We start from the raw sequence: 12,066 nt of genomic DNA, 5'->3' as shown, positions 1-12,066 counted from the left end.
GACAATGGGAGCCCGCGCGCATCCGACAAGGGGCGGACGCGCAGGAAGGGTGTCGATCGGGATGCGGTGTCCGGCCGCGAGGCTCAGGCCTTCTCGGCGGCCTCGTCGGGCTCGAAGAGCTGGACCGGATGGCCGGGCATGATCGTCGAGATCGCGTGCTTGTAGACGAGCTGCGAGTGACCGTCCCGGCGAAGCAGGACGCAGAAATTGTCGAACCAAGTGACCACGCCCTGCAGCTTCACGCCGTTGACGAGGAAGATGGTCAGCGGGATCTTGTTCTTGCGGACATGGTTGAGAAAGGTGTCCTGCAGGTTCTGTGCGCGTTCGCCCGCCATTGTTCTTATCCTTGCGCTGTCCTGGCGCCCGCCACGGGGACGGGTTCTGATTATCGGTCGATTCCCCGGCTGAGTCCGCCCGGGGAGCCTTGATCCGAGAAGCCTCGGCCACGCCTATTACGTGTTCAAATCGCGGCCCGATGCAAGAGTGGTATGCAAGAGTCCGGCCCTCGCGTCCGGACGCGGCGCGGGCGCCGTCGGGGCCCGCGCCCCTGTTCTCCCCCGCCCGGCCGGGCGCGCCCCGCCCCGGGCCGAATGGCGCCGTGCCGGCGGCCCCTGCCGGCGCCGGCTCCTGGCTCAGGGGCCGATTCCGAGGGATTTCAACTTCCTGTGGAGGGCCGAGCGCTCCATGCCAATGAACTCGGCGGTGCGGGAGATGTTGCCGGAGAAGCGGGCGATCTGTGCGATCAGGTACTCGCGCTCGAAGATCTCGCGGGCCTCGCGCAGCGCGAGGCTCATCAGCTTCTCGCCCCCCGCCCCGTTCGGGGTGGTGGGCACCAGCGTCCCGATCTCGGAGGGCAGCATCTCCGAGGTGACCTCCTGCTCCGGATCGGTGTGGGTGAGGATCATCAGCCGCTCGACGTTGTTGCGCAGCTGGCGGACGTTGCCGGGCCAGTCGTGCGACTGCAGCACCGCCATCGCGTCCTCCGCGATCCGGCGGCGCGGCAGGCCGGTCGCGGCCGAGATCTGGTCCATGAAGAAGGTGATCAGCTCGGGCACGTCCTCGCGCCGCTCCGAGAGCGAGGGCACGCGGATCGGCACCACCGAGAGGCGGTGGAACAGGTCCTCCCGGAAGCGTCCGCCCGCGATCTCCTCGGCGAGGTCGCGCGAGGAGGAGGAGATGATGCGGACATCCACGTGGACGCGGGTGGTGCCGCCGACCCGCTGGAAGTTCTGATCGACCAGGACCCGCAGGATGCGGTTCTGGGTCTCGCGGGGCATGTCGGCGACCTCGTCGATGTAGAGGGAGCCGCCATGGGCCTCCTCCAGCGCGCCGACGCGGCGCACCCGGCCCTCGCCGGCCTCGACCCCGAAGAGTTCCGCCTCCATGTTCTCGGGCGTGATCGTCGCCGCGTTGATGACGACGAACGGCCCGTTGGCGCGGCCCGAGGCCGCGTGGAGCGTGCGCGCGGAGAGCTCCTTGCCCGAGCCCGGCGCGCCCGAGATCATGACGCGGGCATTCGTCGGCGCCACGCGCTCGACGGTCTGGCGGAGCTGGTTGACGGCGACCGAGCCGCCCACGAGCCGGCTCGCCTGACCCGAGCGGGCCTTGAGATCCTTGACCTCGCGCTTGAGGCGGGAGGCTTCGAGCGCCCGCTCGGCCACGAGGATCAGCCGGTCGGCCTTGAACGGCTTCTCGATGAAGTCGTAGGCGCCGGACTTGATGGCCGCGACCGCGGTCTCGATGTTGCCGTGGCCCGAGATCATCACCACCGGCAGGTCCGGGTGGCCCGCCTTGATCAGGTCGAGCACCTGCAGCCCGTCGAGGCGCGAGCCCTGCAGCCAGATGTCGAGGAAGACGAGGTGGGGGCGGCGGGCCTCGATGGCGGCGAGCGCCTCGTCGGAGCCGCCCGCGGTGCGGGTGCGGTGCCCCTCGTCGTCCAGGATCCCCGCGACGAGGTCGCGGATGTCGGCCTCGTCGTCGACGATCAGGATATCGGCGCTCATGGCTGCATCTCCGGCATCTTCTCCGCGACCTGGACGTGTGTCGTTGGGGTGGGCGTCGTTGGGGCGGGCATCCGTGCGGACGCCGCCTCGGTGATCTTCGCGGCCGGCTCGGGCGCCTCCGCCGCGAGGGCGCGCGGCACCCGCAGGCGCACGCGTCCGCCCCGGCCGGCGGGATTGTCGTTGAGCTCGATCCCGCCGCCGTGCTCCTCGAGCACCTTGCTGACGATGGCGAGGCCCAACCCCGTCCCGCCCTCGCGGGTCGTCATGTAGGGCTCGAGCAGGCGCTGGCGTCCCTCGGCGGGGAAGCCCTTGCCGTTGTCGGTGACCTCGATCACCGCGAACTCCTCCTCGACGGCGAGGGTGAGGTCGACATGGCCCTTGCCGAGCTCGGCCTCCGGCACCGCCGCCACCGCCTCGACGGCGTTCTTGAGGATGTTCGTCAGGGCCTGCGACAGCAGCCGGATGTCGAAGGCCGCCGTGACCCGCTCCGCTCCGTCGAGCCCATGGGCCGAGAAGGTGAAATCGAGGTCCGGATGGGCCACCCGCATCATGAACAGGTTCTGCTTGGCAATCTCGGTGAGATCCTGCTCGGCGATGGCCGGTTTCGGCATGCGGGCGAACGAGGAAAACTCATCGACCATGCGCTTGATCTCGTCGACCTGGCGCACGATTGTCGCCGTGCACTGATCGAAGACCTCGCGGTCGCTGACGATCACCTTGCCGTACTTGCGACGGATCCGTTCGGCCGAGAGCTGGATCGGGGTCAGCGGGTTCTTGATCTCGTGGGCGATGCGGCGTGCCACGTCCGCCCAGGCCGAGGTGCGCTGGGCCGAGACGAGGTCGGTGATGTCGTCGAGGGTCACGACGAAGCCGCGTGCGCCCCCTTGCGCCTGCTCGGTCGTGATCCGGACCGTCACCGTGCGCTCGCGGCCGTCGCGGATGAGCTGGATCTGCTGCTGGAGCGCCCGCTGGCGCCCCTCGCCCTCCGGCAGGAGCGGCCCGAGCTCCGGCACGGCCTGGGTCACGGGCACGCCGACGAGGGCGTCGCTGGCGAGCCCGAGCATGCGCTCGGCCGCCGGGTTCGCGATGGTGACGATGCCGCCCGCGTCGACGCCGATGACGCCGGGGGAGACGCCCGAGAGCACGGCCTCGGTGAAGCGGCGGCGGCGGTCGATCAGGTCGCTCGCGGCGGTGAGCCCGGCGTGCTGGCGGCGCAGCTCCTGGGTCATCTTGTTGAAGCTCTCGCCGAGATGGGCGAGGTCCCCGTCGGATTTGCGGGCCGGGACCTGCGCGTAGAAATTGCCGGAGGCGACCTGATCGGCGGCGTTGATGAGGCGGCGGATCGGGGCGACGAAGCGGTTGGCGAAATTGAGCCCGAACCAGATCGCCGAGAGCAGCGCGATGAGCGCGATCAGGACGAAGACCGAGGCGAAGGTGACCTGGATCGAGCGCTTGAGCGCGTCGTAGGTCAGGTACTCGGCCGCCGCCGCCCGCGACACGCCGGGGAATTCGATGGCGAGCTGGCTCACCTCGCGCTGCACGAGGAGCACGGCGTCGTCGTAGGCCGGCATCCTGAGGAGGGCGGCGAAGACGCGACCCTCGGTGGGCAGCAGGCAGATCGGGTCGTTGGATTTCCCCGCCTCCTCGAAGGCCGCGGCCGAGGGCAGGCGCGTCTCCTTGAGGATGTCGATCTTGGCCCGCGCGACGACCTCGCTCGGCCCCCGCATGATCTGCGCGACGGGCAGGCCGAGATTGGTGGCGCGGGTGGTCAGGAAGCCCTGGAACCAGTCCCGGTTGACGTCGAAGTTCGGCCGGGCGCGCGTGAGGTCGTCGGCGAGGATGCGGATCTCGCGGGCGAGGCTCTGGCACTGGTTCTCCTGGTAGGCGTCGGCCACCTCGACGGATTTCAGCACTACGTCCCGAACCCGGTCGGTGAAGCCGAGCGAGAGGCCGCGGTCGATCGTCACCGAGGCGACGACGGCGAGCAGGATCGTCGGCAGGATCGCGATCAGGCTGAACAGCCCGACGATGCGGGTGTGCAGCCGCGCCACCGCCGCGTTCGCCCGCCGCGCCTGCAGGAAGACGCGCGCCTCCCAGGCGATGATCACGACGAGGCCGAGGACGAGGGCGACGTTGATGGCGAGCAGCGTCACGCCGATCATCGGCGTCGGGGTGACGCGGATGACGCCCGCCAGGATCAGGAAGGTCGCGATGGCCGAGACGAGGGCGAGGGCGACGATGGCGGCCCCGATCCAGCCCGGACCGCGGGGGCCGGGCCGGATGGCGTCGGCGACCCCGCCATGGCCCTCGGCCGGGCCCGCTCCCTCGGGGGGAGCGCCGGCCACCTCGGCACCCTCTTGAGGGGCGCCCGATGTGCGGGAGCGTCGCAGGAACGGCATGCCTGATGCAGGGCCACAACAGTGTGGCGAAATTAATACGAATCGGGGCGTTCCGGCGGCATTTGCGACCGGGGATTGCAGGATCACGGGATCCCGTGAGGGGATGATCCCAGGGCGAGATCACCTGCGAGAGGATCTGGTTTTCTAGTCCCGACCCACCCTCACCCGCGGCGCTGCCTCAGCGCTCTCGAAGAGTGGGCTTCAGCCGGCGCCGCAGCTCTCGGTCGTCTTTTCGGGGGCACGCTGCGCAGCCTCAGGGCGAGGTCATCGGTGAGGGGAGCCGGATATGATCGCGGGGCCGGTCGGGAACCGTACGCGCGGCCCTCTCACAGCTCCACCGTCGCGGTGAGCCCGTCATGGGCCGGGATCACGCCCCGCGGCAGCCGGCGGGCGAGGCTCGCATAATCCAGATCGGTGTGCAGATTCGTCAGGATGGCGCGGCGCGGCGCCACCTCCTCGATCAGGGCGAGGGCGTCCGAGACCGAGTAATGGGTCGGGTGCGGCGTGTCGCGGAGCGCGTCGATGATGAGGAGGTCGAGGCCGCGCAGATGCGCCTTGCTCGCCTCGGGCATCAGGCTGACGTCGGGGGCGTAGGCCGCCGGGCCGAAGCGGAAGCCGAGCGCCGCCTCGTTGCCGTGCTCCATGCCGAAGGGCAGCGCGGAGAGGGGACCGCCGGGCCCGTCGATCGCCACGCGCTCGCCGTCGGCGAGGTCGTTCATGTCGAGGATCGGCGGGTAGGCGCTGCCGGGCGGCGTCTCGAAGCAGTAGCCGAAGCGGATCTCGAGGAGGCGCCGCGTCGTCTCGTCCGCGTAGACGGGGATGCGCTGCCGCATGTGGATCACGAGCGGGCGCACGTCGTCGATGCCGTGGGTGTGGTCGGCATGCGCGTGGGTGAACAGGATCGCGTCGAGGCGGCTCACCTCCGCATCGATGAGCTGCTCGCGCAGGTCCGGCGCCGTGTCGACGAGGAGCGTCGTCGCCCCCTCCCCGTCCCGGCGCTCGACGAGCAGGGAACAGCGGCGGCGGCGGTTCTTCGGCTCGGCGGGGTCGCAGGCGCCCCAGCCGTAGCCGACCCGGGGCACGCCGCCGGACGAGCCGCAACCGAGGATGCGCAGGGTCAGCGTCGCCATCCGGGCCTCCAGTCCGGTTGGTAGCCGACCGCACCCATGCCTGTCATGCCCTCTCGGCCTTCGTGAACAGGCGGTGGAAATTGTCCGTGCTCGCCCGCGCGAAATCCTCGAAGGGCATGTCGAGGGTCGCGGCGAGCGATCGGGCGGTGTCGGCCGTGTAGGCCGGCTCGTTCGTCCGGCCCCGGTGCGGCTCCGGCGCCAGGAAGGGGGCGTCGGTCTCGACCAGGATGCGGTCGCGCGGCACCGCGCGGGCGATGTCGCGCAAGTCGTGCGAGCGACGGAAGGTGACGATGCCGGAGAACGAGACGAACAGGCCGAGCTCGACGCCGGCTTCCGCGAGACGGCGGCCGGAGGAGAAGCAGTGCAGCACGCCCGTGAAGGGGCGCTTGCGCATCTCGTCCGTCAGCACGGCCTCCATGTGGGCGTCGGCGTCGCGGGAATGGATCACGAGGGGCAGCGCGCTCGCCCGGGCGGCCTCGATATGGGCGCGCAGCACCCGCTCCTGCACGGCCTCGGGCGCCGCGTCCGCGTAATGGTAGTCGAGCCCGGCCTCTCCGATGCCGATGCAGCGGGGATGACCGGTCAGCGCGGCGATCGTCTCGGCCGGGACGTCCGGCTCCTCGCCCGCCCCGTGCGGGTGGGTGCCCACCGTGTACCAGACCTGAGGGTGCGCCTCCGCGATGGCCCGGTAGGTGTCGGCCTTGGCCACGCGGGTCGAGATCGTGAGCATCCGCGTCACGCCCGCGGCCCCGGCGCGGGCGACGACGCCCGCGATGTCGGCGGAAAAATCCGGGAAATCGAGATGGCAGTGGCTGTCGATCAGCATGTGTGTCGGGTCTGTGCGGGCTCTCGCCTCCCCGCGCGGGGAGAGGGCGGTTCGCCTCAGGCGGCCGGCGCGTCCGGCTCGACGAAGCGGGGGAAGATCGGGGCGGGCGCGGGCAGGCTCGTGCCGGGCTCGAGGCGGTTCTCCGCCCCGACATGCCCGAGCATCCGCGCCTGAGGCGGCACCGCGAGGAGGTCGAGCAGCGCCGCGCCCGCCGTCGGCACGAAGGGCTGGATCAGGATACCGACCGCCCGCAGGGTCTCGACCGTGACGTAGAGCACCGTGCCCATCCGCTCGGGGTCACTCTTGCGCAGGCGCCACGGCTCCTCCGAGGCGAAGTAGCGGTTGGCGTCGCCCACCACCGCCCAGATCTCGGCGAGCAGCGTGTGCAGCGCGAGATCCTTCATGGCAGCCCGCGCCTTGTCCGGCAGCGCGTCGGCGGCGGCGATGAGCGCCCGGTCGGCCTCCGCGAGGGGGCCGGGCTGCGGCACCCGCCCCTCGCAGTTCTTGGCGAGCATCGAGAGCGAGCGCTGGGCGAGGTTGCCGAGGTCGTTGGCGAGGTCCGCGTTGATGCGCCCGATGATCGCCTCGTGGCTGTAATTGCCGTCGCCGCCGAAGGGCACCTCGCGCAGCACGAAGTAGCGGAGCTGGTCGACGCCGTAGGTCGCGATCAGGTCCATCGGGTCGACGACGTTGCCGAGGGACTTCGACATCTTCTCGCCCTTCGAGAGCAGGAAGCCGTGGCCGAAGACGCGCTTGGGGAGCGGCAGTCCCGCCGACATCAGGAAGGCCGGCCAGTAGACCGCGTGGAAGCGGACGATGTCCTTGCCGATGACGTGGAGGTCGACCGGCCAGTTGCGCCAGCGCGGGTCGGCCTCGTCGGGGAAGCCGCAGACGGTGAGGTAGTTCGTCAGCGCGTCCACCCAGACGTACATGACGTGGCCGGGCGCGTCGGGCACCGGCACGCCCCAGTCGAAGGTGGTGCGGCTGACGGACAGGTCCTTGAGGCCCTGGCGCACGAAGCTCGCCACCTCGTTGCGGCGCGTTTCGGGGCCGATGAAGTCGGGCTCGTTCTCGTAGAGGGCGAGGAGCTTCTCGCCGTAGGCCGAGAGACGGAACAGGTAGTTCTCCTCCTCGGTCCACTCGACCGGCGTCTGGGTCGCCCGCGCGCGGCGGGTCCCGTCGGGGCCGAGCTCCGTCTCGTCCTCGCCGTACCACGCCTCGTCGCGCACCGAGTACCAGCCGATGTACTTCGACAGGTAGATGTCGCCCCTCTCCTGCATCCGCCGCCAGATCGCCTGCGCGGCGGCGTAGTGCTCGGGCTCCGTGGTGCGGATGAAGCGGTCGTGGCTGCAGTTCAGGGCCTCGGCCATGTGCCGGAACTTCTCGGACATGGCGTCGACGAGAGCCCGCGGCGTCGTGCCCTGCCGGGCGGCCGTCTGCTGGATCTTCAGGCCGTGCTCGTCGGTGCCGGTGGAGAACAGCACCTCGTAGCCGTCGAGCCGGTGGAAGCGGGCGATGGCATCGGTGGCGATCACCTCGTAGGCGTGACCGATATGCGGCGCGCCGTTCGGGTAGGAGATCGCGGTGGTGAGGCTGAAGCGGCCTCGGGCGGAGGCTTGGGCCGGTTGCTGGGCCGTCACGTCGGAGGTTCCCCGGATAGGCGGTTCATGGTCTCCCCCGATCCCGGGACGCCGGGATCACAGGATCGGAGATCGCGCGCAGGTCAGTACAGGCCGCTCGGTTCTCAGGCCGCCCGCACCGCGCCCGCGAGGTCCCCGAACAGGGAGAGGACGAGGGGCCGGCGGTCGAGGTTGTAGGTCGCGGCCTCCCGGGCGGCGCGGGCGGTCTTGTCACACACCTCGACCAGGGCCGCAAGGCGCGCGGGCGGCTCCGCCCGGCGCCGGTCGAGCTCGGCGGAGACGAAGCGGAACACGGTGTCGAGGCTCGCCTCGAACAGGGCCTCGGCCTCGCGTCCCGCGAGCGTCTCGGCGAGTGCCAGGATGCGGCGCCAATCCGGCCGCTCGATCCCCGCCAGCAGCGCCTCGACCTCGGCGACGAGGCCGGCGGTGGCCGGATCGAGCATCTGGACGGCGCGGGCGACGGATCCCTCGGCGAGCGCGGCCGCGCGGGCGAGCGCCCCCGGATCGGGCGCCCGGAAGGGGCCTGGGAATCCCGAGACCACCTCCGTCACCTGCGCCTCGGAGAGGGGGCGCAGGGCCAGCGCGCGGCAGCGGGAGCGGATCGTCGGCAGGAGGCGCCCCGGCGCGTGGCTGACGATGAGGAAGAGCGAGCGGGGCGGCGGCTCCTCGACCATCTTGAGGAGGGCGTTGGCGCTGTTGGCGTTGAGGTCCTCCGCGCTGTCGACGATGCAGATGCGGTAGCCCGCATTCCCGGCGGTCGAGCCGAACAGGTCCAGGGCCTTGCGGGCCGCGTCGACGCCGATCTTCGTCGGCAGGGCCTTCGAACCCGGCTGCCGGTGGCGGCGCAGGGCGACGAGGTTCGGGTGCGAGAGGGCGGCCACCTTGCGGGCGACCGGGTGCGCGGGGTCGACGTCGAGGCTCGCCGGCGCCGCGCCCGGCCCCGGGTTGGCGAGGAGGTGGCGGGCGACCCGGTAGGCGAGCGTCGCCTTGCCGATCCCCTGCGCGCCGCCGATCAGCCAGGCATGGTGCAGGCGGCCCGAGGCGATCGCCCCGGCGAAGGCCGCCTCGGCCGCCGCGTGGCCGACGAGGCGCGCGCTCTCCCGCGGGCGCGGCACGTCGGCGAGGTCGCCCGCCTCGACGTCGTCGTCGGCGCGTTCAGGCGGCATCGTCGCGGCTCTCCCCGTCCGATGCCGGCCCTTCCGGCAGCAGGTCCGGCAGCCGCGCCGCGACCGCGGCGCGGATCTCGGCCTCGACGATCTCGGGCTCCCGGGCGGCGTCGATGACGACGCAGCGCTCGGGTTCCGCTGCGGCGATGGCCAGGTACCCCTCGCGCAGGCGCGCGTGGAAAGCGAGCGCCTCCGCCTCGAACCGGTCGGGCGCCTCCCCGGTGGCGGCCCGTGCCCGCGCGCGGGCGAGGCCCGCCTCGGGGGAGAGGTCGAGGATGAGTGTCAGGTCGGGCCGCGTGCCCCCCACGGCCACGCGCTCCAGCGCCAGCAGCGTGCTCGCCTCGACGCCTCCCGCCGCGCCCTGGTAGGCCCGGGTCGAATCCGCGAAGCGGTCGCAGAGGACGATCTCGCCGGCCCTCAGGGCCGGGCGGATCAGGCGGTCGAGATGGTCGATCCGTGCCGCCGCGAACAGGAGGGCCTCGGCGAAGGGGCCGTAGGGCTTGGCGGCGCCGGCGAGCAGCGCGGCGCGGATGGCCTCGGCCCGCTCCGTGCCGCCGGGCTCGCGCGTCGTCACCACCCTGCGCCCCGCCGCCTCGCGCAAGGTCCGGGCGAGACGGCCGAGCTGGGTCGACTTGCCCGCCCCCTCCCCGCCCTCGAAGGTGATGAAGCGGCCTGGCGGCGGCGGGGCCTCGGGCGGCGCCGGGCGGGCGGTCACGAGGGGTTGCCGGCCTTGCTGAAGGCGCGCCGGAACAAGCCGGTGCCGACCTCGATCGCCGCGTCGAGGGCCCGCTGCGGGATCGTGCCGGCGGCCACCGCCTCGCCCGCGTAGAGCGGCTGGTCGAGGGCGAGCGTGTCGCCGCGCATGACGCGCAGGCGCCCGACCTCCCGGCCCTGCTCGACCGGCGCGCTGAGGGGCCCCTGGTAGACCACCTTGGCCGAGACCCGCTCCCCCGAGCCCCGCGGCAGCAGGAGCCGCACCGGCTTCTTCGCCACGAGGGGCACGCTGCCCTTCTCGCCCCCGTAGACCGGGGCCTCGGCCACCGTCTCGCCGGCCGTGAAGATCTGGCGCGGCTCGAAGGCGCGGAAGCCCCATTCCATCAGCTTGCGGGACTCGGCCGCCCGGTCGCGGGCGGTCTTGAGGCCGCTCACCACCATGATCAGGCGCTGGTTGTTCTGCACCGCCGAGCCGGTCAGGCCGTAGCCCGATTCCTCCAGATACCCGGTCTTCAGGCCGTCCGCGCCGATGTCGAGCGTGAGCAGCGGGTTGCGGTTCTGCTGCTTGATCTTGTTCCAGGTGAACTCGCGCTCGGCGAAGATCTTGTACAGGTCCGGATAGGTCTCGATGATGTGCAGCGAGAGCTTGGCGAGGTCGCGGGCGGTGACCTTCTGGTCGGGCGCCGAGTAGCCGGTCGCGTTGCGGAAGGTCGAGCGCGTGAGGCCGATCTCCTTGGCGCGGGCGTTCATCATGCCGGCGAAGGCCCCCTCGCTGCCGGCCATGTTCTCGGCGATGGTGATCGCGGCGTCGTTGCCCGACTGGACGATGAGGCCGCGCAGGAGGTCGGACAGCTTGATGCGGCTGTTGACCTGCGCGAACATCGAGGAGCCGCCGCCCCCCGCGCCGCCGCGCCGCCATGCGTCCTCCGTCACCGTGAACTCGGTCTCCATGCTCAGGCGGCCCTCTTTGAGGGCGCCGAACACGATCTCGGTGGTCATCAGCTTGGCCATGCTGGCCGGGGCGAACGGCTCGTCCGCCGCCTTCTCGAAGAGCGTCGAGCCGGAATCCGCGTCGATCAGGATCGCGTGGGGCGCGCTCGTCTGGAAGTTCTGCGCCGCCGCGGGCCGGAACGCCCCGGGCGCCAGCAGCAGGCAGGCCGCGGCGAGATAGACCCGGATCGACGTCGTACGCATCCAACAACCCTCGCCTGCACGCCCGGCGCCCTGCCCTGCCGGAAGCGAGACCTTACAGCGGTTTCCCGCGCGAATCGAACGTCCAATCGCCGCGCGGAACGCGGGGCCGCCGCGCGCTCAGTTGACCTCGGCGAGGCGGGATCGACGCGGCGACGGCACCTTGCCGGGCGCGGAGGCCGGGCTCGGCTTGGCCTGCGGGTTCGCGGGCGGGGAGGCGGCGAGCTTGGCCATCGCGAGCCGCGATGCGGCGGGCATCGGGGAGGCGGCGAGGCGGCCGGTGGCGACGGGGCCGGAGCCTCCGGACTTGCCGGCGGGCGGCGCGGCAAGGCCGCGCGCCGTCGGGAGCGGGCCGGGCTTCGCGGCGGGGTGCGGCGCGGCGCTCGCGAGGCGAACCGACGCGGCGGGGGCGTCGGGCCGTCCCTTCGCGGCGGCCTGGGAGGACGGGGAGCGGATCGGGGCGGCCGCGAGCACGGGCCGGAAAGGGGCGCCGCGAGGGGCGGTCGGCTGGAGGGCGGGCGGCACGGGCGCCGCGGCGCGCGCGACGAGCACCGGAGCCGTCCGCCGCACCGGACGGGGCGCCTCGTCCGCCTGACGCTCCTCCCCTTGCCGCTCCTCGATCTGCCGCTCCTCCTGCGGCCTGAAGGCGAGCGGGGCCCGCGCGCGGGCCGGCTCGGGCGCGTCCACCGCGGCGTCGGAGCCGAGATCGGCGAGCATGACCGGGCCGCGCCCGCCGATCGCGGCGGGACGTCCGTCGGTGCGCAACGTCGCCAGGAGCTTGCGGTCGTCGCTGCCGGCGATCGAGGCCTTGCCGATATACTCGACGCGCACCCGCGTGGTGCCGCGCCGGTGGAACTCGAGGGACTCGGCCACGGCCTCCGACACGTCCATGACCCGGTCGGCGTGATAGGGGCCGCGGTCGTTGACGCGCACGATCATCGAGCGCCCGTTCGCGGTGTTCGTCACGCGGGCGTAGCTCGGCAGCGGCAGGGTCGGG

10 protein-coding genes are annotated in these 12,066 nt (G+C 72.2%); all 10 read right to left on the bottom strand.

Going from position 1 to position 12,066, the window contains the following annotated elements:
* Nucleotides 1-83 precede the first annotated feature (83 nt).
* Entirely contained in the window at nt 84-335 is a 252-nt protein-coding gene (gene hfq / locus E1J50_RS18140; RefSeq protein ID WP_132255243.1) for an RNA chaperone Hfq, read from the bottom strand.
* Between the two features lie 297 nt (nt 336-632).
* Nucleotides 633-2,003 (bottom strand): nitrogen assimilation response regulator NtrX, encoded by a 1,371-nt coding sequence (gene ntrX / locus E1J50_RS18135; protein WP_132255242.1) that lies wholly within the window; start codon nt 2,001-2,003, stop codon nt 633-635.
* Entirely contained in the window at nt 2,000-4,402 is a 2,403-nt protein-coding gene (locus E1J50_RS18130; RefSeq protein WP_132255241.1) for a sensor histidine kinase NtrY-like, read from the bottom strand. Before E1J50_RS18130 ends, ntrX begins: the two co-directional genes overlap by 4 nt.
* A 326-nt stretch (nt 4,403-4,728) precedes the next feature.
* The gene (locus E1J50_RS18125) at nt 4,729-5,532 is read right to left on the bottom strand and encodes an MBL fold metallo-hydrolase (RefSeq protein ID WP_132255240.1); all 804 of its coding nucleotides are present in this window, start codon (nt 5,530-5,532) and stop codon (nt 4,729-4,731) included.
* Between the two features lie 43 nt (nt 5,533-5,575).
* The gene (locus E1J50_RS18120; protein WP_132255239.1) at nt 5,576-6,358 is read right to left on the bottom strand and encodes a TatD family hydrolase; all 783 of its coding nucleotides are present in this window, start codon (nt 6,356-6,358) and stop codon (nt 5,576-5,578) included.
* A gap of 56 nt (nt 6,359-6,414) precedes the next feature.
* Nucleotides 6,415-7,998, bottom strand: a complete 1,584-nt coding sequence (gene metG / locus E1J50_RS18115; protein WP_132255238.1) for a methionine--tRNA ligase — start codon at nt 7,996-7,998, stop codon at nt 6,415-6,417.
* A 104-nt stretch (nt 7,999-8,102) separates the two neighbouring features.
* Complete coding sequence (locus E1J50_RS18110; protein ID WP_132255237.1) at nt 8,103-9,164, bottom strand: DNA polymerase III subunit delta'; 1,062 nt, start codon at nt 9,162-9,164, stop codon at nt 8,103-8,105.
* The gene (gene tmk / locus E1J50_RS18105) at nt 9,154-9,879 is read right to left on the bottom strand and encodes a dTMP kinase (protein WP_132255236.1); all 726 of its coding nucleotides are present in this window, start codon (nt 9,877-9,879) and stop codon (nt 9,154-9,156) included. Before tmk ends, E1J50_RS18110 begins: the two co-directional genes overlap by 11 nt.
* Nucleotides 9,876-11,072, bottom strand: a complete 1,197-nt coding sequence (locus tag E1J50_RS18100) for a D-alanyl-D-alanine carboxypeptidase family protein (RefSeq protein WP_132255235.1) — start codon at nt 11,070-11,072, stop codon at nt 9,876-9,878. Before E1J50_RS18100 ends, tmk begins: the two co-directional genes overlap by 4 nt.
* A gap of 117 nt (nt 11,073-11,189) precedes the next feature.
* A partial coding sequence (locus E1J50_RS18095; RefSeq protein ID WP_281024581.1) for a septal ring lytic transglycosylase RlpA family protein occupies nt 11,190-12,066 on the bottom strand: 877 nt, incomplete at its 5' end.

Source organism: Methylobacterium segetis (assembly GCF_004348265.1).
Classification (GTDB): Bacteria; Pseudomonadota; Alphaproteobacteria; order Rhizobiales; family Beijerinckiaceae; genus Methylobacterium; species Methylobacterium segetis.
This window is presented reverse-complemented; position numbering and strand designations above follow the sequence as displayed.